Source organism: Pseudomonas sp. PvP025, assembly GCF_017832155.1.
Classification (GTDB): domain Bacteria; phylum Pseudomonadota; class Gammaproteobacteria; order Pseudomonadales; family Pseudomonadaceae; genus Aquipseudomonas.
Map to the genome: position 1 here is coordinate 5,104,483 of NZ_JAFIBJ010000001.1, position 22,225 is coordinate 5,126,707.

General features: G+C 61.8%; 24 protein-coding genes. 16 read left to right on the top strand and 8 right to left on the bottom strand.

Features of this window, described 5'->3' with window-relative positions; translation table 11 throughout:
- Nucleotides 1-50: 50 nt before the first annotated feature.
- The 3 genes from JOE32_RS22215 to JOE32_RS22225 all read right to left on the bottom strand — a co-directional run bounded on the left by JOE32_RS22215 (nucleotide 51) and on the right by JOE32_RS22225 (nucleotide 2,211).
- Nucleotides 51-671: a DUF1120 domain-containing protein gene (locus JOE32_RS22215; protein ID WP_209988946.1), complete on the bottom strand. Its 621-nt coding sequence runs from the start codon at nucleotides 669-671 to the stop codon at nucleotides 51-53.
- A gap of 36 nt (nucleotides 672-707) precedes the next feature.
- Nucleotides 708-1,319, bottom strand: a complete 612-nt coding sequence (locus tag JOE32_RS22220) for a DUF1120 domain-containing protein (protein ID WP_209988949.1) — start codon at nucleotides 1,317-1,319, stop codon at nucleotides 708-710.
- Between the two features lie 262 nt (nucleotides 1,320-1,581).
- The gene (locus JOE32_RS22225) at nucleotides 1,582-2,211 is read right to left on the bottom strand and encodes a DUF1120 domain-containing protein (RefSeq protein ID WP_209988952.1); all 630 of its coding nucleotides are present in this window, start codon (nucleotides 2,209-2,211) and stop codon (nucleotides 1,582-1,584) included.
- Between the two features lie 357 nt (nucleotides 2,212-2,568).
- Here JOE32_RS22225 and JOE32_RS22230 point away from each other — a divergent pair, with 357 nt between their 5' ends.
- The 7 genes from JOE32_RS22230 (at nucleotide 2,569) to dacB (ending at nucleotide 10,326) form a co-directional block, all read left to right on the top strand.
- A complete protein-coding gene (locus JOE32_RS22230) occupies nucleotides 2,569-3,387 on the top strand; it encodes a response regulator (RefSeq protein WP_209988955.1) in 819 nt (272 codons plus the stop codon).
- A 195-nt stretch (nucleotides 3,388-3,582) separates the two neighbouring features.
- The gene (locus JOE32_RS22235) at nucleotides 3,583-4,218 is read left to right on the top strand and encodes a response regulator transcription factor (protein WP_209988959.1); all 636 of its coding nucleotides are present in this window, start codon (nucleotides 3,583-3,585) and stop codon (nucleotides 4,216-4,218) included.
- Between the two features lie 72 nt (nucleotides 4,219-4,290).
- Nucleotides 4,291-4,761 carry a nuclear transport factor 2 family protein gene (locus tag JOE32_RS22240; protein ID WP_209988963.1) on the top strand — a complete coding sequence of 157 codons (471 nt, stop codon included), beginning with the start codon at nucleotides 4,291-4,293 and terminating at the stop codon, nucleotides 4,759-4,761.
- Nucleotides 4,762-4,797: 36 nt separating this feature from the next.
- Nucleotides 4,798-5,073 carry a GIY-YIG nuclease family protein gene (locus JOE32_RS22245; RefSeq protein WP_209988965.1) on the top strand — a complete coding sequence of 92 codons (276 nt, stop codon included), beginning with the start codon at nucleotides 4,798-4,800 and terminating at the stop codon, nucleotides 5,071-5,073.
- 75 nt (nucleotides 5,074-5,148) lie between these two features.
- On the top strand, nucleotides 5,149-6,078 hold the full coding sequence (locus JOE32_RS22250) for a glutathione S-transferase family protein (RefSeq protein WP_209988968.1): 930 nt from the start codon (nucleotides 5,149-5,151) through the stop codon (nucleotides 6,076-6,078).
- A 110-nt stretch (nucleotides 6,079-6,188) separates the two neighbouring features.
- The gene (locus tag JOE32_RS22255) at nucleotides 6,189-8,603 is read left to right on the top strand and encodes a TonB-dependent receptor (RefSeq protein ID WP_209988971.1); all 2,415 of its coding nucleotides are present in this window, start codon (nucleotides 6,189-6,191) and stop codon (nucleotides 8,601-8,603) included.
- A gap of 268 nt (nucleotides 8,604-8,871) precedes the next feature.
- Nucleotides 8,872-10,326 (top strand): D-alanyl-D-alanine carboxypeptidase/D-alanyl-D-alanine-endopeptidase, encoded by a 1,455-nt coding sequence (dacB, locus tag JOE32_RS22260; protein WP_209988973.1) that lies wholly within the window; start codon nucleotides 8,872-8,874, stop codon nucleotides 10,324-10,326.
- 1 nt (nucleotide 10,327) lies between these two features.
- On the opposite strand, the gene JOE32_RS22265 is transcribed toward dacB, so the two are convergent.
- Entirely contained in the window at nucleotides 10,328-11,107 is a 780-nt protein-coding gene (locus JOE32_RS22265) for an IclR family transcriptional regulator (RefSeq protein ID WP_209988976.1), read from the bottom strand.
- A gap of 120 nt (nucleotides 11,108-11,227) precedes the next feature.
- Here JOE32_RS22265 and hmgA point away from each other — a divergent pair, with 120 nt between their 5' ends.
- The 3 genes from hmgA to maiA are packed head-to-tail and all read left to right on the top strand — an operon-like array spanning nucleotide 11,228 to nucleotide 14,448.
- Nucleotides 11,228-12,511 carry a homogentisate 1,2-dioxygenase gene (gene hmgA, locus JOE32_RS22270; RefSeq protein WP_209988980.1) on the top strand — a complete coding sequence of 428 codons (1,284 nt, stop codon included), beginning with the start codon at nucleotides 11,228-11,230 and terminating at the stop codon, nucleotides 12,509-12,511.
- Between the two features lie 2 nt (nucleotides 12,512-12,513).
- Nucleotides 12,514-13,800 (top strand): fumarylacetoacetase, encoded by a 1,287-nt coding sequence (gene fahA / locus JOE32_RS22275; protein WP_209988982.1) that lies wholly within the window; start codon nucleotides 12,514-12,516, stop codon nucleotides 13,798-13,800.
- Nucleotides 13,801-13,812: 12 nt separating this feature from the next.
- Entirely contained in the window at nucleotides 13,813-14,448 is a 636-nt protein-coding gene (gene maiA, locus JOE32_RS22280; protein ID WP_209988985.1) for a maleylacetoacetate isomerase, read from the top strand.
- A 258-nt stretch (nucleotides 14,449-14,706) separates the two neighbouring features.
- Here maiA and JOE32_RS22285 read toward each other — a convergent pair whose 3' ends face one another.
- Entirely contained in the window at nucleotides 14,707-15,510 is an 804-nt protein-coding gene (locus tag JOE32_RS22285; RefSeq protein ID WP_209988988.1) for a tetratricopeptide repeat protein, read from the bottom strand.
- 186 nt (nucleotides 15,511-15,696) lie between these two features.
- Here JOE32_RS22285 and JOE32_RS22290 point away from each other — a divergent pair, with 186 nt between their 5' ends.
- Nucleotides 15,697-16,716, top strand: coding sequence for a Glu/Leu/Phe/Val dehydrogenase dimerization domain-containing protein (locus tag JOE32_RS22290; RefSeq protein ID WP_057006761.1), 1,020 nt, complete (start codon nucleotides 15,697-15,699; stop codon nucleotides 16,714-16,716).
- A gap of 53 nt (nucleotides 16,717-16,769) precedes the next feature.
- Here JOE32_RS22290 and JOE32_RS22295 read toward each other — a convergent pair whose 3' ends face one another.
- Nucleotides 16,770-17,030: a YebG family protein gene (locus JOE32_RS22295; RefSeq protein WP_003171979.1), complete on the bottom strand. Its 261-nt coding sequence runs from the start codon at nucleotides 17,028-17,030 to the stop codon at nucleotides 16,770-16,772.
- Nucleotides 17,031-17,346: 316 nt separating this feature from the next.
- Between JOE32_RS22295 and JOE32_RS22300 the strand changes: the two genes are divergently transcribed.
- The 3 genes from JOE32_RS22300 to JOE32_RS22310 all read left to right on the top strand — a co-directional run bounded on the left by JOE32_RS22300 (nucleotide 17,347) and on the right by JOE32_RS22310 (nucleotide 18,451).
- Nucleotides 17,347-17,535, top strand: a complete 189-nt coding sequence (locus tag JOE32_RS22300) for an antitoxin (RefSeq protein ID WP_209988990.1) — start codon at nucleotides 17,347-17,349, stop codon at nucleotides 17,533-17,535.
- A complete protein-coding gene (locus tag JOE32_RS22305) occupies nucleotides 17,525-17,794 on the top strand; it encodes a type II toxin-antitoxin system RelE/ParE family toxin (RefSeq protein WP_209988992.1) in 270 nt (89 codons plus the stop codon). Before JOE32_RS22300 ends, JOE32_RS22305 begins: the two co-directional genes overlap by 11 nt.
- A 168-nt stretch (nucleotides 17,795-17,962) precedes the next feature.
- Nucleotides 17,963-18,451 (top strand): phosphate-starvation-inducible PsiE family protein, encoded by a 489-nt coding sequence (locus JOE32_RS22310; protein WP_209988994.1) that lies wholly within the window; start codon nucleotides 17,963-17,965, stop codon nucleotides 18,449-18,451.
- Here the strand turns inward: JOE32_RS22310 and JOE32_RS22315 are convergent.
- On the bottom strand, nucleotides 18,448-18,765 hold the full coding sequence (locus JOE32_RS22315; protein ID WP_209988997.1) for a DUF3509 domain-containing protein: 318 nt from the start codon (nucleotides 18,763-18,765) through the stop codon (nucleotides 18,448-18,450). The two genes, JOE32_RS22310 and JOE32_RS22315, sit on opposite strands and share 4 nt — an antisense overlap.
- A gap of 337 nt (nucleotides 18,766-19,102) precedes the next feature.
- A complete protein-coding gene (locus JOE32_RS22320) occupies nucleotides 19,103-20,479 on the bottom strand; it encodes an L-serine ammonia-lyase (protein WP_209989000.1) in 1,377 nt (458 codons plus the stop codon).
- A 137-nt stretch (nucleotides 20,480-20,616) separates the two neighbouring features.
- Between JOE32_RS22320 and JOE32_RS22325 the strand changes: the two genes are divergently transcribed.
- Entirely contained in the window at nucleotides 20,617-21,564 is a 948-nt protein-coding gene (locus tag JOE32_RS22325; protein WP_209989003.1) for a LysR substrate-binding domain-containing protein, read from the top strand.
- A gap of 213 nt (nucleotides 21,565-21,777) precedes the next feature.
- Nucleotides 21,778-22,188: an HPF/RaiA family ribosome-associated protein gene (locus JOE32_RS22330; protein ID WP_057006756.1), complete on the top strand. Its 411-nt coding sequence runs from the start codon at nucleotides 21,778-21,780 to the stop codon at nucleotides 22,186-22,188.
- Nucleotides 22,189-22,225: the final 37 nt, after the last annotated feature.

Below are 22,225 nucleotides of genomic sequence, written 5' to 3' on the forward strand. Positions count from 1 at the left end.
AGACATCCGTGGCAATCGCGCCACGCCGTGCAGGCATGGCGGACCGGGCGTTAGAGGTACTTGACGGTCAGGGTGACAGAGCCGTCGATGGCCACTTCGTTGTTCAGGGTCAGGCCATTGGCGGGGGCTATCACCGGGCGGATAATCATGTCAGCGGTCATCTGGCTAACCGGCGTGGGCGTGTTCACGTCGCTTGCGGTGACCGAAAGAAGGGCGCCCTTTTGAAACATGTGCATCGGTGTCCAACTGGTGCCGTTGTTGAACGATGTGATAACTCGGGAAGCGACGCCATCGGCGGTTGCATTCAAGAGCGTCAGCTCCATCCCGCCGAGTTTCTCGCTGTCGTTGGTCATGCCCAGACCGAATAACCCCGTGTCGTTTTCGTACTCCGAGCCTGCGCGATTGTCCTTCGGCTCCAGGGCCATCAGGGTTGCCGCATCGCACCTCACGGTCAGTTGCAGCGACTGGAAGGGCAGAGCGGTATAACTGTCGGCCTTCAGATCTTTCGCGGAAATCTTGCCAATATCCACATTGCCACCATTCGGCAGGCTTGGCTCGCATGCACTCGGGGTGATCAGCCCGCGTACAGTCAGGTCAACGCTGGAGGCCGCCACTGCACTGCCGGCAGTGGTCAGCAACAAGGCGGCGAAAAGGGTATTGAGGGGCTTCATGGTGGTACTCCTACAGGGGGAAGGGGGTAAACGGATTTACAGGTACTTGAGCTGCAACGTGGCCTGGCCATCGACGGGTACTTCGTCGATTAGCGTGAGCGCATTGGCCGGCACGATGATCGAGAACGCCCGCAGCCGAGCGTTCAGTTCCTTGATGGCGATAGGGGTGTTGGTGCCGATGGCCGCGAACGACGTCAGCCCATCGTGGCCCAGGTAATTGGACGCTGACCAACTGCTGCCGCCATTGCGCGAGACGATCACGTTGACCGCGTTTTCATCGGCCACCGGATCGAACAGGGTGAACGTCACGCTGCCGAGCTTCTCGTCTTTGGGGGTCAGGCCCAGGCCGTGGTCTTGCCGGTTGATGGCCGAGGTGCCCGCGCGGTTATCGATGGTGGTCAGGGTAAAAAACGTTTCACCCTCGCAGTGCACTTCCAGGCGCAACTCAGCCGGGGCCAGCAGCGTGGGCTGGGTCTGCTTGAGGTCCTTGGCGGTCATCTTGCCGTGGTCGATCAAGCCACCATTGGTGAGGGTGGGCGTGCAGGAACTGGGCACAATCGCCCCGGAGACGCTCAAGTCGGTAGTGCTGGCGGCGAAGGCGCCTGGCGCACAGGCCGCAAGCAGGAAGGCGAGGGTGGTTCTGTCCATAGGTACACGTCCTTGGGTTCTAAGAAAAATCCTGGGGGAAAGCCAAACCACCCTGGTGGTGCAGTTGCCCAGGGCCGTCGTTAAAGCGCTGAAGGGCGCGTGGGAGTAAATTTAGCGCCGGGCCGGCGGAACGGAAATACAACTAATACGAATGACACGGTGGCAATGGAATTGAGGCCTGTTGTTGAGGGCATCGCCGCCGGTTGTGGTGTGGCGACCCTGCAGTGGAGCGCGACGTTGCCCTCTTCAAGCGTGTTGCACGTCAGAGGTACTGGATGGTCAGCGTGGCAGAGCCGTCGATTTGCACTTCATTGGCCAGGTTGAGGTCTTTGGCCGGGGCAATCATCGGCGCGACCACCAGGTCAGTCGTCAGCGCCTTGATCGGAATCGGCACCCACGGACCGTTCAAACCGGCCCCGAAGGCTGCGAGGTTGTTGCGTTGCCATATGGCATCGTCAAGTTCCATCCACGTCACGCCGCCGTCGAATGATTCCATGGCCGCGACGACCGCGGTGTCCGCGACGGAATTGGCCATCAGCAAGTAGTAACGCCCGATTTTTTGCGTGTTGTCGATCAGGCCCAGGCCGTAGCCCGTCGAGGCCGTTGAGGACGAGGCGCGATTGTCGGTGCCTTGCAGGGCGAACAAGGTGCTGGCGTCGCAATCGATGCTCATCCGCAGCGTGCGTCTGGGCAGCACGGTGTTGGTGTCCTGCTTGAGGTCTCCGGCCGAAATCTTGCCCAGGTCAATGTTGCCGTTGCTGGACAGCCCGGGCGTGCACGCGCTCGGTGTGATCACGCCACTGACGCTCAGGTCGACGCTGCTGGCGGCGAAGGCGTTGCTCAGGCATCCAGTGAGAAGAATGGCCGAGCAGGCGGCTAAAGGCTTTTTCATGGGGTGCGGCTCCGGTGTCTGTTTTTTAAGTGGGGTAGGTCAGCGTTGTCCCCCTTGATGAGGCGCCGGGGAATTTAGCCAGAGGGGCTCCGTGGGGAAATGCAACTAATGCGAGACTGAGCGAATGTCGTACAGCCACGGTCGGCAATGTCGGATCGCTTTATCAGATGGGAAGCGCCTACTGGAGTTTTCGTACTTGTTGTATCGCTGATGTGCATTCGTCCGGATATGTTCAAAGCTCGAAGCGCATTTATTTGAATCTCATCGTTGAGGTTCAGGGCATCGTCTTTGGGCGAAAGGTTCGCGTGTGACCACCGTCATGCCGGCTGGGCAGTTCGCTCTCGTGAAGAGGGCTTTATGTCGGGCACGTTTCCAGAAGGAAGTTCATGCCAGGCAGACCCCGACGCTGCCTGCGAGTGGCGTGAAAGTGGCGCTCGCGTGTTGGTGGTGGACGATCACGGCACCTACCGCCTGTTGCTCGGTTCTCTGTTGGAAAAGCTTGGCGTCTCGCATCTCTGTTGCAGTGATGGTCGTCAGGCGTTGAAGGCGTTGGAGGCGCTGCACTATGACGTGGTCATCACCGACTGTTGCATGCCGGTGATGGACGGCTACGCAATGACGCGTGAACTGCGCCGTCGCGAGCGTGCGGCGCGCAGCCCAGCCTGTTGCGTGCTGGCCTTTACCGCGAGCCTGGGGCCCGGGGATATCCAGCGCTGCCTGGCCTGTGGCATGGATGGCTGGCTGGTCAAGCCGATCGGCCTGGCCAAACTCCGTGAGGTGTTGCGCTATTGGTTGGCCGCGCCCCAGGTACGGGTGGGCGCAGTCGAGCCTTTCTCTTTGTCTGTGCACGGCAGGCGACCCACGCGCGCCAGTCTGGTCGCCATGTTCGGTTCCTGGGAAATGACCCAGCCGCTGTTAGTCAGCCTGATCCAGGAAGCCCGCGATGATCTCTTCATTCTGAAGCACGCCCTGGCCTGTCTGGATGGGACGTTGACCAGTCAACGGCTGCACCGTTTGATGGGCAGCGTCGCGTTTCTGGGCAACACCGGCCTTGAACCACGGGCCGTGCATTTGATTGAACGGGTCAATCAATCGGGTGTTTCGGACAATGCAGTGGCTCTGCAGGATTTTTTTTGGGATGTGGAACATTACCTACAGTACTTGGGAAGTCTCTAATCCTTAGTTGCTGTAGGAATACATCCTTCTGAGTCGTAATACTTTTCTGTATGTAATTTCTTTTATTTCTGTGGGTAACAACTGATGGCACTTAAATCATTGGGTGGGGCCAATTTCACGCAGTTATTGACGGTTGTTGCCTACAGCCAGTCGGGATATTTTGCTACTAACTAATTGCCGTCATGGGAAAAACCGATGCTTCGCATAATTATTGCTGACGATCACCCTATCGTCCGAGTCGGGCAAAAAGTCGTGATAGAGGCGAGTGGTAAATGTAAAGTCGTGGGCGAGGCCAATGGCCCGGACGAACTGCTGGCGCTGGTGGCCAAGACCCCCTGTGATGTGATCGTGACGGACTTCGCCATGCCGGGCGACCAGCAAGCGGATGGCTACGGCCTGCTGGGCTTGTTGCACCGCCAGTTTCCCAAGGTGCCGGTGATCGTGGTGACCATGTTCGCCAACGTTGCGACCTTGCGCACAGCGCTGTCCCACGGTGCGCGGGCGGTGGTGGCCAAAAGTGCGTCGGCGCGTGAATTGCCCCAGGCCCTGCAAACCGTAGTGCAAGGGCGCAACTTTATCAGTGAGTCCCTGCGTGCGCAGCTCGACCTGGCGGGCCTGGCCCAGCCCACGCAGGCACCGCAGCTGTCGGGCAAGGAACAGGAAGTGGTCAGGATGCTCGCCAGCGGCATGACCGTCAGCCAGATCGCGGCGCGGGTCAATCGCAGTATTTCCACCATCAGTAAACAGAAAAGCACTGCCATGCACCGCTTGTGTATCTCTACCGATGTGGACTTGTTTGCTTACGCGCGGGATGCAGGGATGGTGCCTTAGTGAATGCCCGTGGCTTTCCATTGCCGTGCAGACTATTGTGCGCTCCTACAAAAACGATTCACGGAGCTGCACATGAGTGATGCCCACACCGCGTTGATCACCCGTTTTTACGAGGCCTTCCAACGGCTGGATGCCGAAGCCATGGCCGCCTGCTACACCGAAGACGTGGTGTTCAGCGACCCGGCGTTCGGCGAACTGCGCGGGCGTGATGCCGATGATATGTGGCGCATGCTCACCACGCGCGCCAAGAGTTTTTCCCTGACCTTCGACCATGTGCGCAGCGATGACAGCACCGGCAGCGCGCATTGGGTGGCGACTTACCTGTTCAGTGCGACCGGCAACACGGTGGTCAACGATATCGGCGCGCGGTTCGTGTTTCGCGATGGCAAGATCTGCGAGCACCATGACCACTTTGACCTGTGGCGTTGGTCGCGCCAGGCGCTGGGCCTCAAGGGCTGGCTGCTGGGCTGGTCGCCGGCGCTGAAAAACGCCGTGCGGGCCCAGGCGCGCAAAGGCTTGCAGGCATTCCAGGCCGGGCGTTGATAAGCTTGGCGCTTTCCCATTGTGCCGAATCGCCCCGTGACCCCTCCGACTGAAGCCAAGCCCTGGTACGTTTATCTGGTGCGTGCCGCCAATGGCTCCCTCTATTGCGGCATCAGCAACGATCCGCAACGCCGTTTTTCCATGCACCAGAGCGGCAAGGGCGCGCGGTTCTTCCTGTCCAGCCCGGCTGTGGCGCTGGTGTACACCGAGCAATGCGCGACGAAGGGCGAGGCGTTGCGTCAGGAACGGTTGATCAAGAAATTGAAAAAAAGCGCCAAGGAGTGCCTGGCCCGTAGTGGTGCATTGATCTGACTGATAGCGTCTCATCACGCCACCTGAGCACTTGGCGCGTTAAGCTGCGGGTTCATTCGCCAAGTGGAACGCCACATGTCTGAGCTCATCCTGCATCACTACTCAACGTCACCTTTCGCAGAAAAAGCTCGGCTGCTGCTGGGCTTCAAAGGCTTGTCGTGGCATTCCGTGCATATTTCGCCGGTGATGCCCAAGCCGGACCTGACCGCCTTGACCGGCGGTTATCGCAAGACCCCGGTGTTGCAGGTGGGCGCGGATATCTATTGCGATACCGCGCTGATCGCGCGCCGTCTGGAGCAGGAAAAAGCCAGTCCTGCGCTGTTCCCGCCGGGCCAGGAAATGATCACCCAGACCTTCGCCACCTGGGCCGACAGCGTGGTATTCGCCCACGCCGTGAGCCTGGTATTCCAGCCGGAATCGGTGGCGGTGCGCTTCGGCAAATTGTCCCCGGACGCGGTCAAGGGCTTTCTTGCCGACCGCGCCGCACTGTTCAGCGGCGGCACGGCGAGCAGGTTGCCGGTGGAGCTGGCCAAGCATCAGTGGCCGGCGATCATGGCGCGCCTGGAGCAGCAGCTTAAGGCCGGACATTTTCTGTTCGGCGAACCCTCGATTGCCGACTTTGCCCTGGCTCATTGTTTGTGGTTTCTCACGGCCACGCCGGTGACTGCGCCGCTGGTGGATGCGTATCCGGCGGTGACCGCGTGGTTGGCGCGGGTGCTGGCGTTCGGTCACGGCAGCGCCAGTGAAATGAGTGCCGAACAGGCGCTGGAGATTTCCCGTAATGCCACGCCGGCCGCGTTGCCGGACGAGGTGTTCGAGGACTTGAATGGCTTCCACCCCGGGCAGGCAGTCACTGTCAGCGCAATCGACTACGGCGTTGATCCTGTTGCGGGCGAGCTGCTGTTTGCCGGGCGCGAAGCGCTGATCCTGCGCCGCACCGACGAACGCGCAGGCACCGTGCATGTGCACTTCCCGCGCTGGGGTTTTCGCATTCAGGCGCAATAATCGAAAATATTTGCAAACAAAATGTGAGGTAAACCGCCGGCCCATCCGTGTAGTGCTTGAAACTGCGAGCTATTCGCATTAACGGCTTTTCTACACGGGTTCCTTTGAGCATGAAATCGATGGCGGGCGGTTGGGTTAAACAGTGGCTGGGAGCCTCGGTATTGGCGGTCTCGGGGCTGGCGTTGCTGCCCCTGTGCGTCGCGCAGGCGCAGGAGCAGCACAGTGCCCGGTTCAATTTTGCCCTGGCAGCCAAGCCGCTGCCCCAGGCGCTGAGCGATTTCAGCCGGGTGACCGGGATCAGTGTGATCTACACCGACGAGGCGCCCTACGGCCTCAACGCGCCGTCGATCAATGGGCAGATGAGCGCCACCGACGCCCTGCAACGACTGTTGGGCAACTCCGGCTTTACCTTCCGCCAGATCGACGCCCGTACCCTGGCCCTCGAACCTGTACCCACCAGCGGGGCAGTCAACCTCGGCGCCACCACCATCAGCGGTGCCGGCCTTGCCCAGGACAGCACCAGCTATCAGCCGCCGCCCACCAGCTCGGTGATGCGCTCCCAGGGCTTGCTGCTGGAAACCCCGCAGACCGTCAACGTGGTGCCCGCCCAGGTGTTGCGCGACCAGACCCCGCGCAACCTTGACGACGCCCTGGCCAATATCAGCGGCATCACCCAGGCCAATACCCTCGGCAGCACCCAGGACGCGGTGATGCTGCGTGGCTTCGGCGACAACCGCAACGGCTCGATCATGCAGGACGGCATGCCCGTGGTGCAGGGCCGTGCGCTGAATGCCACGGCCGATCGCGTCGAAGTGCTCAAAGGTCCGTCGTCGCTGTTGTACGGCATTCAGGACCCGGGCGGCGTGGTCAATATCGTCAGCAAAAAGCCTGAACAGGTGCAGTCCACGTCCCTCACCGCGCGCGGCTCGACCTTCGGCGACGGCAAGAACGGCAGCGGCGGCAGCCTCGACACCACAGGCCCCATCGGTGACAGCGGGCTGGCGTATCGGCTGATCGTCGACCACGAAGACGAGGATTACTGGCGCAATTTCGGCACCCACCGCGAGACACTGGTGGCACCGTCCCTGGCCTGGTATGGCGAGACCACCAAGGTGGTGTTTGCCTACGAGCATCGCGAATTTCTCTCGCCGTTCGACCGTGGCACCGCCATCGACCCCAAGACCAACCACCCGTTGAACATCCCTGCAACCCGTCGCCTGGACGAGCCGTTCAACAACATGGAAGGTCGCTCCGACCTGTACCGTCTGGAAGTCGACCATGATCTTAACGACGACTGGAAGGCTCACTTCGGCTACAGCTGGAACCGCGAGACCTACGACGCCAGCCAGGTGCGTGTCAGTGCAGTGAACGCCAACGGCACCCTGACCCGCAGCATGGACGGCACCCAGGGCGCGATCACCACCGACCGTTTCACCACGGCAAGCCTGGAAGGCAAGGTGCAGGCCGGCGGGCTGCAACATGACCTGGTGTTCGGCCTGGATGACGAGTACCGCAAGGTCTACCGCGCCGATTTGATTCGGCAGAAACCGCGCGGTGTCTTCAGCTACCTGAACCCGGTGTACGGCAACGAAGTGGCGGGCTCTACCGTCAGTGCCCCGGACAGCGCCCAGACCGACCTGCTGCGCAGCGACTCGCTGTTCTTCCAGGACGCGATCCACCTGACCGACCAGTGGATTCTGGTGGGCGGCGCGCGTTACCAGATGTACGACCAGTACGCCGGCAAAGGCGTGCCGTTCAAGGCCAACACCGACGGCAACGGTCAGAAGTGGGTGCCGCGTGCCGGCCTGGTGTATCGCTACACCGATGAACTGTCGTTCTACGGCAGCTACACCGAGTCGTTCAAACCCAACTCCACCATCGCGGCGCTGGCCGATGGCAGCACCCTGAGCGGCAGCCTCACGCCGGAAGAGTCCAAAGCCTGGGAGCTGGGCGCCAAGCTGGATATACCGGGGCGCATCACCGCCAGCGCCGCGTTGTTCGATATCAACAAGCGCAATGTGCTGGTGTCGGTGGGCACCGGGCTGGACACGGTCTACAGCGTCGCCGGCGAAGTACGCTCGCGCGGCCTGGAGCTGGATGCCACCGGCCAGCTCAGCGACAACTGGAGCCTGATCGGCAGCTATGCCTACACCGACGCCGAAGTCACCAAAGACCCGGCCCTGGAAGGCAAGCGCCTGCAGAACGTGGCCAAGCACACCGGCTCACTGTCGGCGGTGTACGACGTCGGCAGCCTGGTGGGCGGCGATGACCTGCGCGTGGGCGCCGGCGCACGCTATGTGGGCCAGCGCGAAGGCGACGCGAACAACAGCTTCAACCTGCCGGGCTACACCGTGGCCGACGCGTTTGCCACCTACGACACGCGGATCGAGGGGCAGAAGGTCAAGTTCCAGTTCAACGTGAAGAACCTGTTTGATCGCACCTACTACACCTCGGCGGCGAGCCGTCTGTTTGTGTCGATGGGCGATGCGCGGCAGGTGTCGGTGTCCAGTACGCTGGAGTTCTAGCGCTGGGCGGGTTTGCTGCGAAAAGGGCTGATGGGGGGCTGTTGTGGCGAGCGAGCCGTTCAGTTAAGCGCAGCTCCCCTGTGGCGAGCAGGCTTGTCCTGCGTTGGGCTGCGCAGCAGCCCCAAAGCCAGACGCTGAGCCATATCAGGTACACCGCGTTTTGCTCGATTGGGGCCGCTTCGCACCCCAACGCAGGACAAGCCCGCTCGCCACAAGGGAGGCGAGCTGGTAGCGTTGCCGCAACTTTTTTTGCGGATACACCCTGGCGATGCATTTTGGACGATGGTTACATCCTCTCACGCTGCTGGCGGGCCTGAGCCTTTTACTGGGCGGCTGCGCGAGCGTCTCGCAGACGTCCATGGCCTCGCTGGACCCCCTGCTGGCGGATCCTGCGCTCAATGGCGCCACCGTGTCGCTGATGGTGCGCGACGCCCGCAGCGGCAGCACGCTGTACCAGCACAACCCGCGTACACGGCTGATTCCCGCGTCCAATCTCAAGCTGCTCACCACGGCGGCGGCGATGGATGTGTTGGGGCCGCAGTACCGCTTTGCCACGCAATTGTTGAGCAACGGCGCGCAGCAGGGTGATCGCCTGACGGGCAACCTGTACCTGCGTGGCCTGGGCGATCCCACCCTGCAATTCGCTGATTACCAGGCCTTGGCCGCGCAATTGGCGAGCCTCGGTGTGCGCCAGGTGCAGGGTGATCTGGTGGTCGACGACACTTGGTTTGACGCCGAGCGCCTGGGCGTCGACTGGGCCCAGGACGACGAATCCACCTACTACGGCGCGCAGATTTCGGCGCTGACCGTGTCGCCAAATGCTGATTTTGATGCGGGCACCTTGCTGGTCACCGCCAAGGCACCCGTGACGCTCGGGCAGCCGGTGAGCGTGGAGATCAGCCCCGCCACCGATTACGTGCAACTGAGCAATCGCGCCGTCAGCGGGCCGGGCAACAGCTACGGCATTACCCGCCAGCACGGCACCAACCTGCTGCAACTGAGCGGCGCGCTGGCGCCGGGCAAGCAGAGCCGGCAGTGGGTCAGTGTGTGGGAGCCGACGCAACTGGTGGCCAATCTGTTTGAACAGGCGCTGGCGCAGCAGGGCATTCAGGTGATGGGCCGGCGGGCGATCGGTGGCGCCAGCCCGACCACCGCGTTGCTGTTGGCCGAGCACCACTCGGCACCGCTGCAGGAACTGATCACGCCGCTGCTCAAACTCTCGAACAACAATATGTCTGAAGCGCTGCTCAAGGCCATGGGGCGCAAGACCGCCGATGCCGGCACCGCGCAGGCCGGCGTGGCGGCAGTGGCGGCGTTCATGAGACGCCAGGGCATGGACCCGGCAACCTTGAGTCAGGTCGATGGTTCGGGGTTGTCGCGGCGTAATCTGGTGTCTTCGCAGAACCTCACGGACGTGCTGCTGGCGACGGCAAAACAGCCCTGGTTCGACGCCTGGTATAACGCGTTGCCGATTGCCGGCAATGCCGATCGCCTCACCGGCGGCAGCCTGCGTTATCGCCTGCGGGGCACCGCCGCCGCAAACAACCTGCACGCCAAGACCGGCTCGATGGCCGGGGTGTCGTCACTGAGTGGCTACATCACCGACGCCGGCGGGCGGCGTCTGGTGTTCTCGATGATCAGCAATAACTACGTCAGCGATGCGGCGCCAATTCGCGCCCTGGAAAATCGCCTGGCCGTCGCGCTGAGCCAGTGGCACGACTGATTCACGGCTGGTAGCCCATCCGCCAACTCACGGCCCGGGTCGCCGCCAGCAGGCGCTGCGCCGCCGGGCCGTGTTCATCGGCGTGGAACACCGAAGTGGGGCCGACCACGGTCATCACCGCCGCCACCTGCCCGACCGCGTTGAACACCGGCGCCGACAGCGCATCCACGCCGGGCATCAGCAAACCATGTACAAAATGCAGGCCGCGGCTGCGGATCTGCGCGCAGGTGCTGGCGTAAGCCTGATCGTCCGCCAGTACGTGGGCGATGCCGGCCTGGATTTCGCGCGCACGCAAGTCCACGGTTTCCCGCGCGGGCAGGTAGGCGCTGAACACCAGTCCGGTGGACGAGCCGAGCAGTGGCAGCACCGAGCCCAACTGCGTCACCACCGTAACCGCGCGCACCGCCGGTTCGATCTGCACCACGGTCGCGCCCTGGTTGCCCCACACCGCCAGGAAGCAGGTTTCATTCAAGTCATCGCGCAGTTCGGCCAGGGGCAGGGCGCCTACCTTGAGCACATCCATGCTGCCCAGCGCGGCGAGGCCCACGCGCAGGGCTTCGCGGCCCAGGCCGTAATGGTTGGTGGCGGCGTTCTGTTCGGCAAACCCCGAGGCGATCAATGCCTGGAGATAGCGGTGCACCTTGCTGGCCGGCATCTGCACATGCTCGGCCAGGCGCGACAGCGAAGTGGCCGGTGACAGCTCGGCGAGGGCCTTGAGGATATCGGTGCCCACTTCGGCCGAGCGGACTTTCTGTTTACCGGTGTCGCGGGGCTTTTCCATGGAAGGGCGAGAATCCGAGAGATGAGTGGGCGTCTTTATAGCTTGACGCTCGACGGTGATCAAATTACGTTGTGCGTAACTGGATTACGATAAAAACAACTTCCTTGCAGAGGACGATCCATGCACCTGGACTACCTGTCGGGCTTCGGCAATCAATTTGCCAGCGAAGCCTTGCCCGGGGCCTTGCCCGTCGGCCAGAACTCCCCGCAAAAAGCGCCCTACGGGCTGTACACCGAACTGTTCTCCGGCACCGCCTTTACCGTGGCGCGCAGTGAAGCCCGGCGCACCTGGCTGTACCGCATTCAGCCGTCGGCCAATCACCCGGCGTTCGTCAAGCTGGAACGGCAGTTGGCCGGCGGGCCGCTGGGCGCGGTGACGCCTAACCGGCTGCGTTGGAACCCCCTGGATATTCCGGATGAGCCGACGGACTTTATCGACGGGCTGGTGGGGATGGTTGCCAACGCGGCGTCGGAAAAACCGTCAGGCATCAGCATTCATACCTACCGTGCCAACCGTTCGATGGAGCGTGTGTTCTTCAACGCCGACGGCGAACTGCTGATCGTTCCCGAGCAGGGCCGCCTGCGCATCGCCACCGAACTCGGCGTGCTGGACGTGGAGCCGCTGGAAATTGTCGTGCTGCCGCGCGGCCTCAAATTCCGCATCGAACTGCTTGATGCACAGGCCCGCGGCTACGTTGCCGAAAACCACGGCGCGCCACTGCGCCTGCCGGACCTCGGCCCGATCGGCAGCAACGGTCTGGCCAACCCGCGCGACTTTCTCAGCCCGGTGGCGCACTACGAAGACCTGAAAAAACCTACAACGCTGGTGCAGAAGTTCCTCGGCGAACTCTGGGCCTGCGAGCTCGACCATTCGCCGCTGAACGTGGTGGCCTGGCACGGCAACAACGTGCCGTACAAATATGACCTGCGCCGTTTCAATACCCTGGGCACCGTGAGTTTCGATCATCCTGACCCGTCGATCTTTACCGTCCTGACCTCGCCCACCAGCACCCACGGCCTGGCCAACCTCGACTTCGTGATCTTCCCGCCGCGCTGGATGGTGGCCGAAAAGACGTTCCGCCCGCCGTGGTTCCACCGCAACCTGATGAACGAATACATGGGCCTGATCCAGGGTGCGTACGACGCCAAGGCCGAAGGCTTCCTGCCCGGCGGCGCGTCGCTGCACAGTTGCATGAGCGCCCACGGCCCGGACGGCGAGACCTGCACCAAAGCGATCAACGCTGACCTTGCGCCGCACAAGATCGATAACACCATGGCGTTCATGTTCGAGACCAGCCAGGTGCTGCGGCCCACTCGGTTCGCCCTTGAGTGCGCGCAATTGCAACCTTCCTATGACGCCTGCTGGGCCTCGCTGCCCGCCACCTTCAACCCGAATCGGAGATAACCATGACGCAGCCAACCCTCACCCGCAGTTGGGTCGCCTCCGCCAACGGTCATCCTGATTTCCCGTTGCAGAACCTGCCCTTGGGCGTGTTCAGCGTCAACGGTTCTGCCCCGCGCAGTGGCGTGGCGATTGGTGACTGCATTCTCGACCTGCACGCCGCCCTGGATGCGTTCGAGGGTCAGGCGCGCCGCGCCGTCGAGGCCACCGCTGGCGGCCAGTTGAACGCCTTCTTCGAACTCGGCCGTGGCCCGCGCGTGGCGCTGCGTGAACGCCTGCTGGAGCTGCTGGCCGAAGGCGGCTCACTGCAGGCGCGTGAGGCCCAGGTGCTGCATCGCGCCGCCGACTGCCAGATGCACGTGCCGGCCAGAATCAACGACTACACCGACTTCTATGTCGGCATCGAGCATGCACAGAACGTCGGCAAACTGTTCCGCCCCGACAGCCCGCTGCTGCCCAATTACAAGTACGTGCCTATCGGCTATCACGGCCGTGCGTCAACCATTCGCCCGTCGGGCACCGAGGTGCGTCGCCCCAAGGGCCAGACCTTGCCGGCCGGCCACACCGAACCGGTTTTCGGCCCCTGTGCGCGACTCGATTACGAGCTGGAGCTGGGCATCTGGATTGGCCAGGGCAATGCCATGGGCGACGCGATTGCCATCGGCGATGCGGCCGAGCATATCGCCGGTTTCTGTTTGCTCAACGATTGGTCGGCGCGCGATATCCAGGCCTGGGAATACCAGCCGCTGGGGCCGTTCTTGTCGAAGAGCTTTATCACCACCCTGTCGCCCTGGGTGGTGACGGTGGAAGCGCTGGAACCGTTTCGCAAGGCGCAGCCGGCACGACCCGAAGGTGATCCGCAACCGCTGTCCTACCTGCTGGACACCCGCGATCAAGCTGCCGGCGCCCTGGATATCGAACTCGAGGTGCTGCTGCTCACGCAGGCCATGCGCGAGCAGAATCTGCCGGCGCACCGTCTGGCCCTGAGCAACAGCCTGCACATGTACTGGACCGTCGCGCAGTTGGTGGCGCATCACAGCGTCAACGGTTGCCAGTTGCAGGCCGGTGACCTGTTCGGTTCGGGCACCCTGTCCGGGCCCGAAGCAGGACAGTTCGGCAGCTTGCTGGAGATGACCGAAGGCGGTAAACGGGTGGTCGAATTGCCCAACGGCGAGGTGCGCAAATTCCTTGAGGACGGCGATGAAATCATCCTGCGCGCACGCTGCCGCCGTGACGGGTTTGCGTCCATCGGATTCGGTGACTGCCGGGGTACTGTCATCGCGGCGCGCTGAGAGGGCAGGGCGATGCAACTCTATACCTACTACCGTTCCACCTCGTCGTACCGGGTGCGTATTGCGTTGGCGCTGAAAGGCCTGGCGTTCAGCGCGGTGCCGGTCAACCTGCTGGTGCCGCCGGGCGGCGCGAATCATCAGCCCGAGTACCTTGCGATCAACCCGCAAGGGCGCGTTCCGGCGTTGCGCACGGATGACGGCGAACTGTTGATTCAGTCACCGGCGATCATTGAGTACCTGGAGGAGCGTTATCCACTGGTGCCGCTGCTGTCCAGGGATCTGGCGACCCGTGCCCACGAACGTGCGGTGGCGTCGATTATTGGCTGTGATATTCACCCGTTGCACAACTCCAGTACCCAGAACCTGCTGCGCCAGTGGGGACACGATGAGGCGCAGTTGCTGGAATGGATCGGTCACTGGATTAGCCAGGGCTTGGCCGCAGTCGAGCAGTTGATTGACGATGAGGGGTATTGCCTGGGCGAGCAGCCGGGGCTGGCGGATGTGTTTTTGATTCCGCAGGTGTATGCCGCGCAGCGCTTCAAGGTGTCGTTGGCGGCGTATCCACGAATTCAGCGGGTAGCGGCGTTGGCGGCGCAGCATCCGGCGTTTATCCGGGCACATCCCGGCAGTCAAGCTGACGCGCCTTAGTTCAGGAGGCGAGAGGTTCCGCGACGAGCGAACTCGTTGTGGTGAGCGGGCTTGTTGTGGCGAGCGGGCTTGCCCCGCGTTGGGGTGCGAAGCGCCCCCAATCAAGAAACACGCGGTGTGCCTGATACGGCTCAGCGCCTGGTTTTGGGGCGGCTTCGCCCCCCAACGCGGGGCAAGCCCGCTCGCCACAACAAGCCGGTTCGCCACGACAAGCCGGTTCGCCACAACAGGCCCTATCGCCATTAGGAGTGCACGTGTTCAGTGCACGACCGAGTTGGGGGGCAGATGACCCAGCCGTTCGGCCAGGCGCAGGCGCTGGATCGGGTCTTCGCTGAGCAGCAGCGCATGTTCCAGGTCAAACCGCTCGGCGCTGGGACAGTCCAGGCGCTGGTACAGACTGGCCCGCGCCAGGTAGTCGGCGGCGCTGGCGTTGCCCAGTTCCAGCACGCGCTCGGCGTCGACCAGCGCGGCCAGGTAATCATCGTTGGACAGGTGCAACTGCCGCAGGTTACGTGACAGCCGTTGCAGGATCGAACGCGGCTCGGCGGTGTGCAGGTGCTCGGATTTCAGCGTGAGGTTGGGGCCGTATTGACGTTGCAGCAGTTCGCGGCAGTCGTTGGGGTAGAGGCGTCGACCGCCGCAGGGGTCGAGCAGATGATCGGCACCGGGCACACGCAGCAGAAAGTGACCTGGGAAGTTCACGCCCTGCAGGGGGATTTCCAGGCGCCGCGCCAGTTCCAGTGCGATCAGGCCCATGGCCAGCGGTTGCCCGCGCTTGCGTTGCAGCACCTTGTCCATCAAGGCCGCGGCGGGGCGCAGCGGGGTGAAGTCGTCCTGAGCAAAGCCCAGGTCATTCATGCGTCGCAGCAGCGGCTGGCCGAGTTCATCCATCGGCAATATCGGCATGGCCAGGCTGACCTGTTGCTGCAGCAAGGCAACGTCACGCAGGATCGCCGCCGGCTGCACGGCCGGGTCGTGCTCGGCGGCAATCCACAGCGCGGCTTCAAACAGCGCAGGCGGCGAGCGTTGCAGGCAGGCGAAAAAGGCTTGGCGGGGAGTCATTGCAATCTCCGGCAGATGCCCCGTTTTAGCCTTGCTGCGAATGTACGTCCAGTGTCTTGAGAAATATCCTACCTGCTTATATCGGAACGCCTACCAATTCCGCCTGCTTATTCCAGCACGCTTCAGCGGATTTTTACCGCGAGCCTATACTTGGCCCACGACCAGACGTGATCCGGGAGCTTGACGATGTTTGCTCTCATGCATGACACCCGCCTTGAATCGCTGCACCTGAGCATCGACCCGGTGACCGGGCTGAAGGCGATCATCGCTATTCATAACAGCCGCCTCGGTCCTGCGCTGGGCGGTTGTCGCTACCTTGCCTACCCCGATGACGAAAGCGCCGTGGCGGATGCTGCGCGCCTGGCCCAGGGCATGAGCTACAAGGCGGCCCTGGCCGGGCTGCCGGTGGGCGGCGCAACGGCGGTGATCCTGCGGCCTGCCCATGTGGAAGACCGCGCGGCACTGTTTGAAGCCTTTGGCCGCTGCATCGAGCAGTTGGGCGGTCGCTACATCACCGCCACCGACAGCGGGACCTCGGTGGCCGATATGGACTGCATCGCCCAGCACACCCGTTTCGTTACCAGCACCAGCGCTGCCGGCGATCCTTCGCCCCATGCGGCCATGGGCGTGTTCGCCGGCATTCGCACCACGGCCATGGCCCGCCTGGGCAGCGACAACCTCGAAGGCTTGCGCGTGGCGATCCAGGGCCTGGGCAACGTGGGTTACGCGCTGGCCGAACAACTGCACGCCGCCGGTGCCGAACTGCTGGTCAGCGACATCGACCACGGCAAGGTGCAACTGGCCATGGAACAGCTCGGCGCGCACCCTATCGCCAACGATGCCTTGCTCAGCACGCCCTGCGATATCCTCGCGCCCTGCGGCGTCGGTGCCGTGCTCAACCGCCAGAGCGTTGCCCAACTGCGCTGCGCCGCCGTGGCCGGTTCTGCCAGTGCACAACTGACCAACCTGCAGATCGCCGACCAACTGGAAGGGCGCGGCATCCTCTACGCCCCGGACTACGTGATCAACTCCGGCGGACTGATCTACGTCGCCCTCAAGCACAGCGGCGCGCAATTGCCGACCATCACCGCGCACCTTTCCAACATCGGCACGCGCCTGACCGAAATTTTCGCCCACGCCCAGGCCGAAAAACGCTCACCCGCACGCGTGGCCGACGAACTGGCCGAGCGCCTGCTCTACCGCTGACCGGGCATTAAAAAGGCCCTGAATCAAGGATTCAGGGCCTGTTCAATTCGGGCTTATTCCGCCGCTGCGTTGAGCAACTCGGACAACGCGTCCGGCTGGCTCTTGAACGCCTTGGCAAACACATCGCGATTTTTCGCCATGTAGATCCCGGCTTCCTCCACCTGCTGCTCGCTGAGGGACGGCACGGCTTTTTGCAACACTTCTGCCAGCAACTCAGCGAGTTCAAGCATTTTGTCATGACGGTCAGCTTCGGCTTTATCCATGAACAAACGCTCCAGATCTCGGCTGCTGCGGTATACCACTTCGACGGCCATTCACCACCTCACATGCCTTCACGATAGATGTCTTTTGCGACTACTGTATTTATATACAGCGAAAAGCATAAGCCAAACGCAGCGGTTTGGATAGCAGGTTTTTAATGTAGTCGGAAATAGCCTCTCTTGATCAATCTGTGCCTCGTCGCGTCCCGCCACCCTGATGCCTCTAACAGACTGTTCGCACGCTAGTGGGGCGGCCAAAAAAAACCGTCGCACAAGCCTGGATTTTTCCTGTTACTCACTTCATCGCTTGGAGCACGACAGTAAAAGGGCCAGCGGCTAGACTCCTTCCTCATCGACAACGGAGCCTTCAATGGACACTTCCTTTTCCTCTGGTACCCACGCAGACACCGAAGAGCAGTCCGATGGCTACAACCGCTGGTTTCGCGCCAGGGTACAAGCTGCGCTTGATGACAAAAGCCCCGGTATTCCTCACGACGAGGTAATGGCTGAAATGAAATCGCTCATCGAGTCTAAACTCAAGAAAGGCGATGCTGATTGAGTGGCTACCCGCGGCGCGGGTGGAGTTTCGTCAAATTATTGATTATCTGAGTGATCGCAATCCTGTAGCAGCGCTGGAGCTTATGCGATCAATCGAGGCTTCTATACTGGCTCTTTCTCGTAGGCCACATCTCTACCGTCCCGGAAGAATCAACGGCACGCGTGAGATGGTGGTACATCCCAATTATCTGGTCGTATACAAAGTGACGGACCACATCCGGATCCTTTCGGTTTTACACGCGCGCCAACGGTATCCATGAGCGACTGCTTCTCGGATGAGCGTAATATTCACTTTTCCAATTCCCAGACGTGCCCCGTCGCACCCCGCCGCCCTCTCACTTCCCAGCACTGGCCTTTTTTCTGCATGCAGAACAACCGTCACGTCCATCCCGCATTATCCGGTCGAGTCGACCTAAGGAAGCACCATCGTGAAAATCAACTGGGCCGAAAGGCTGCGCCGGCAGGTACACGGGCTGGCCGAGTCGCTGGGCAATCTGTTTGTCGAAACCTTCCACTATCTGGCGCTGTTCGCCATTGGTGCGGTGACCGCGTGGGCAGCGGTGATGGAGTTTCTGGGGATGCTGGAGAACGGGCACATCAAGATTGATGACATCCTGCTGTTGTTCATCTATCTGGAACTGGGCGCGATGGTCGGGATTTATTTCAAGACCAATCACATGCCGGTACGCTTCCTGATCTACGTGGCGATCACCGCGCTGACGCGCCTGCTGATTTCCAACGTGTCGCACCACAACCCGCCGGACCTGGGCATCATCTACCTGTGTGGCGGCATTCTGTTACTGGCGTTCGCGATTCTGGTAGTGCGCTACGCCTCGTCGGCCTTCCCGTCGATGAAGATCGAAGGCCCGCGTCGCAAAGGCGAGGCGAGCCTGGAAACCGAGAAGGGCGAGCTCTAGAGCCCGGCGCTGAAGGGCTGGTTACGGGGGGGCGGTGGCTGCAGTATGTTGTGGCTGTCGCCATCGGTCATCACCGCCAGGATATCCATGGCGCTGTGGCCCTGCTCGATGGCAATGCCGAACTGGATGCTCTGCACCAGGCGCTTGAGCCGTTTCGGGTCTTTGCGCTGTTCGGCGCTGATCATGCGTTTGGCCACCACGCCATCCTCGTTGGAGAGGGTGAGCATGATGCTGCCGTCCAGCCGCTGGATGCTAAGGTTGACGCGGTATTGAGGGCTGAAGGTGTCGGTGATGATCTGAAAAGGATTGTCCATGGTGCGTTACCGCCTGATAAGAACATGCAGTCATTGACGACCGGTGTCGGGATTGGTTCGCATTGCCTGACCACCGGTCACTCCGTCGCTGAGGGTTCACAAGGTCCGTTTTCCTCAATAGCTGTACAGCAAAGGGCGTGCCGTACAACGGTCCCTGTTACAAGGAGATGCAACTGTGGGAGGGGGCTTGCTCCCGATAGTGGTGTGTCAGCCAATGGATACTTGGTTGATGTACCGCTATCGGGAGCAAGCCCCCTCCCCACATGGGGTCGGTGGGGTGGGGGGACGGGTGACCTGTTTCAGGGCAGCGCCGATAAAACGGTCGCTTGCAGCGCACTCAGCATTCCACCCAGTTGACCGCCAGGCCGCCGCGCGAGGTTTCCTTGTATTTGTCGTGCATGTCGGCACCGGTGTCGCGCATGGTGCGAATCACCCGGTCCAGCGAGATGAAATGCTTGCCGTCTCCGCGCAAGGCCATTTGCGTGGCGTTGATGGCCTTGACCGCCGCGATGGCATTGCGCTCGATGCACGGCACTTGCACCAGGCCGCCGACCGGGTCGCAGGTGAGGCCGAGGTTGTGTTCCAGGCCGATTTCGGCGGCGTTTTCCAGTTGCTCGGGCGTGGCGCCGAGGATGTCGGCCAGGCCTGCGGCGGCCATGGCGCAGGCCGAGCCCACTTCGCCCTGGCAGCCGACTTCGGCACCGGAGATCGAGGCGTTTTTCTTGCACAGGATGCCGACGGCGGCGGCGGCCAGGAAGAAATTCACCACATCATCGTCAGACGCGTCGGGGTTGAACTTCATGTAGTAGTGCAGCACCGCCGGGATGATACCCGCCGCGCCATTGGTCGGCGCAGTGACCATGCGCCCGCCGGCGGCGTTTTCTTCGTTGACGGCGAGGGCGAACAGGTTGACCCACTCCATGGCCGATAACGTCGAGGTGATGACGTTGGGCTTGCCGATCTCCAGCAGGCTGCGATGCAGTTTTGCCGCACGGCGCGGTACATCCAGGCCGCCGGGCAGAATGCCCTCATCGCGCAGGCCTTGCTCCACGCACTCGCGCATCACCGACCAGATATGCAGCAGGCCGCTGCGGATCTGTTCGTCACTGCGCCAGGCGCGCTCGTTGGCCATCATCAATTCGGAAACCCGCAGGCCGTGTTTATTGCACAAAGCCAGCAGTTCAACGGCGCTGGAAAAGTCGTAGGGCAATTCAACATCGCTGGTCGGCGCAATACCCGAGTCCGCTTCAGCCGCGTCGATGATGAAGCCGCCGCCGACCGAGTAGTAGGTTTGTTCGCTCAACAGCCCGTTGTCACCGTAGGCGTGCAGGGACATGGCGTTGGGGTGGTAGGGCAGGCTTTTGTCCAGCAGCAGGAGGTCGGTGTGCCAGTCGAAGGCGATTGCCTGTTGGCCTGCCAGCAACAGCCGGCCGGACTCGCGCAATTGCTGGATACGCGGGTTGATCGAAGTGGGATCGACCTGATCCGGCCATTCGCCCATCAGGCCCATGACGCAGGCGCGGTCGGTGGCATGACCTACGCCGGTCGCGGACAGCGAACCGTATAAGCGCACTTCGACGCGGCGTGTTGCGGCCAGCACCTGCTGGTCGATCAGCGCCTGGGCAAAGGTCGCCGCCGCCCGCATCGGGCCGACGGTATGGGAGCTGGAGGGACCGATGCCCACCTTGAATAGATCAAAAACACTGATAGCCATGCTAAACCCTTACAAGCAATGGAACAAAAATCGCTGCCATCTTTTGTGGGACGAGCGCAATTGGCGTGATACTGAGCGTGTGGATTGGTGCTGACCAACGAATTATCCTAAGAAACCCTTTAGCAGGACTAAACCCTATGCCACGTCCCCTTCATGGCCAGACCTATATGTGGCTGCACGTGTTTTCCTGCGCTGCGAGGCACTTGTCATTTACCCGCTGCGCAGAGGAGTTGCACATCACGCCAGGCGCAGTGAGCCAGCAAATTCGTCAGTTGGAGGAGCGCCTGGGCTTTCGGCTGTTTCATCGGCGGGCTCGGGGCGTGGAGCTCAGCGCTGAAGGGCAGCGGCTGGCCGCCACGGTGGGGGAGGCGTACGGCAGCATCGACGCCGAACTGCAGCGGCTGGATGCGGGCATGATCAGCGGTACCCTGCGGCTGCGCTCGATCCCGTCGTTTCTCGGCAAATGGCTGACGCCGCGCCTGCCACGGCTGCAGCAGCGTTTCCCCGACATCCAACTGCGTCTGGTTGCCGAAGACAGCAGCGTCGCCCTGCATGAAGGGGATTTCGATCTGGCCATTGACCTGAATGACGGCAGCTACCCCGGGCTGTTATCCACAGCCCTGCTGGATGAGCAGATTTTTCCGGTGTGCGCCCCCAGCCTGCTGCGTGGCCGCCCGCCGCTGCACGGGCCGGCGGACCTGGTGCACTTTCCGTTGCTGCACGACATTACCGCCTGGCGTGGGAGTTATGAGTACGCGGAGTGGGAGTTCTACCTGAATGAAATCGGCTATCACCACGCCGATGTGCGCCGTGGGCACACGTTCAACCGCAACCACCTGACCATCGAGGCCGCCATCGCCGGCATGGGCGTGGCCATTGCGCGGCGCACTTTGCTCAACGATGAGCTGGAACGCGGCACCTTGATCGTGCCATTCGGTCTGGCTGTGCCCAACCATAAACGCTATGTGCTGCTGTACGCGCCGGGCGCGCTGAATCATCCGGGCGTGCGCGCGGTGCATGATTGGCTGGTGGAGGAAGCAGGGAATTTTCGCGCATTGCACCCGTTGGGGGAGGGGCAATCATGAGGAAATGTGGTCGTAAGAAGATGTAACCAACTCCCCACCCTAACAGCGTTTCTGCTTGTCGTCAGGGTTAATTTGTAATGTAGGATTTATCTTTGAAAAGGGGTTGAATTGTTTCAGCGGGTGCTCAATTGTGTAAGCAGGAGGTCATGGTTTCACCACCCCGGTGTTGCAGTTTGTGATCTCTGGCGAGCTAGCTGAAATAAGGGAAGAACTATGCAAATCCAAGTCAATAGCGATAACCATATTGAAAGCAGCATCCGACTGGAGGAGTGGGTACGTACTACCATCGAAAGCACGCTCGAACGTTATGAAGAAGACCTGACCCGCGTTGAGGTTTACCTGCGCGATGAGAACGGCGACAAGCCCGGTCCCCACGATTTAAGTTGCCGCCTGGAAGCACGGCCAAAGGGCCATCAGCCGCTGTCGGTCCTGCACAAGGCCGATACCCTGGAACAGGCAATCGACGGTGCAGCCACCAAGCTCGATCACGCGCTGGAGCACTTGTTCGGCAAACTGCAAGGCAAGCCCCGCGCTGCCGCGAAAAACCAGCCGATCAATAAAGTGAATGAAGATGCGCTGGAACAGGAATTCCTGGAAAACGAAAACGCCGCGATCAACAGCTGACGGTTTTTCACCCCCTGATAAAACGGGCCTGCAGATG

What these genes read in the sequence shown, in the direction of transcription:
- JOE32_RS22215 (WP_209988946.1), bottom strand. Translation starts at nt 671, where the DNA reads ATGAAGCCCCTCAATACCCTTTTCGCCGCCTTGTTGCTGACCACTGCC.
- JOE32_RS22220 (WP_209988949.1), bottom strand. Translation starts at nt 1,319, where the DNA reads ATGGACAGAACCACCCTCGCCTTCCTGCTTGCGGCCTGTGCGCCAGGC.
- JOE32_RS22225 (WP_209988952.1), bottom strand. Translation starts at nt 2,211, where the DNA reads ATGAAAAAGCCTTTAGCCGCCTGCTCGGCCATTCTTCTCACTGGATGC.
- JOE32_RS22230 (WP_209988955.1), top strand. Translation starts at nt 2,569, where the DNA reads ATGTCGGGCACGTTTCCAGAAGGAAGTTCATGCCAGGCAGACCCCGAC.
- JOE32_RS22235 (WP_209988959.1), top strand. Translation starts at nt 3,583, where the DNA reads ATGCTTCGCATAATTATTGCTGACGATCACCCTATCGTCCGAGTCGGG.
- JOE32_RS22240 (WP_209988963.1), top strand. Translation starts at nt 4,291, where the DNA reads ATGAGTGATGCCCACACCGCGTTGATCACCCGTTTTTACGAGGCCTTC.
- JOE32_RS22250 (WP_209988968.1), top strand. Translation starts at nt 5,149, where the DNA reads ATGTCTGAGCTCATCCTGCATCACTACTCAACGTCACCTTTCGCAGAA.
- JOE32_RS22255 (WP_209988971.1), top strand. Translation starts at nt 6,189, where the DNA reads ATGAAATCGATGGCGGGCGGTTGGGTTAAACAGTGGCTGGGAGCCTCG.
- dacB (WP_209988973.1), top strand. Translation starts at nt 8,872, where the DNA reads ATGCATTTTGGACGATGGTTACATCCTCTCACGCTGCTGGCGGGCCTG.
- JOE32_RS22265 (WP_209988976.1), bottom strand. Translation starts at nt 11,107, where the DNA reads ATGGAAAAGCCCCGCGACACCGGTAAACAGAAAGTCCGCTCGGCCGAA.
- hmgA (WP_209988980.1), top strand. Translation starts at nt 11,228, where the DNA reads ATGCACCTGGACTACCTGTCGGGCTTCGGCAATCAATTTGCCAGCGAA.
- fahA (WP_209988982.1), top strand. Translation starts at nt 12,514, where the DNA reads ATGACGCAGCCAACCCTCACCCGCAGTTGGGTCGCCTCCGCCAACGGT.
- maiA (WP_209988985.1), top strand. Translation starts at nt 13,813, where the DNA reads ATGCAACTCTATACCTACTACCGTTCCACCTCGTCGTACCGGGTGCGT.
- JOE32_RS22285 (WP_209988988.1), bottom strand. Translation starts at nt 15,510, where the DNA reads ATGACTCCCCGCCAAGCCTTTTTCGCCTGCCTGCAACGCTCGCCGCCT.
- JOE32_RS22290 (WP_057006761.1), top strand. Translation starts at nt 15,697, where the DNA reads ATGTTTGCTCTCATGCATGACACCCGCCTTGAATCGCTGCACCTGAGC.
- JOE32_RS22295 (WP_003171979.1), bottom strand. Translation starts at nt 17,030, where the DNA reads ATGGCCGTCGAAGTGGTATACCGCAGCAGCCGAGATCTGGAGCGTTTG.
- JOE32_RS22300 (WP_209988990.1), top strand. Translation starts at nt 17,347, where the DNA reads ATGGACACTTCCTTTTCCTCTGGTACCCACGCAGACACCGAAGAGCAG.
- JOE32_RS22305 (WP_209988992.1), top strand. Translation starts at nt 17,525, where the DNA reads ATGCTGATTGAGTGGCTACCCGCGGCGCGGGTGGAGTTTCGTCAAATT.
- JOE32_RS22315 (WP_209988997.1), bottom strand. Translation starts at nt 18,765, where the DNA reads ATGGACAATCCTTTTCAGATCATCACCGACACCTTCAGCCCTCAATAC.
- JOE32_RS22320 (WP_209989000.1), bottom strand. Translation starts at nt 20,479, where the DNA reads ATGGCTATCAGTGTTTTTGATCTATTCAAGGTGGGCATCGGTCCCTCC.
- JOE32_RS22325 (WP_209989003.1), top strand. Translation starts at nt 20,617, where the DNA reads ATGCCACGTCCCCTTCATGGCCAGACCTATATGTGGCTGCACGTGTTT.
- JOE32_RS22330 (WP_057006756.1), top strand. Translation starts at nt 21,778, where the DNA reads ATGCAAATCCAAGTCAATAGCGATAACCATATTGAAAGCAGCATCCGA.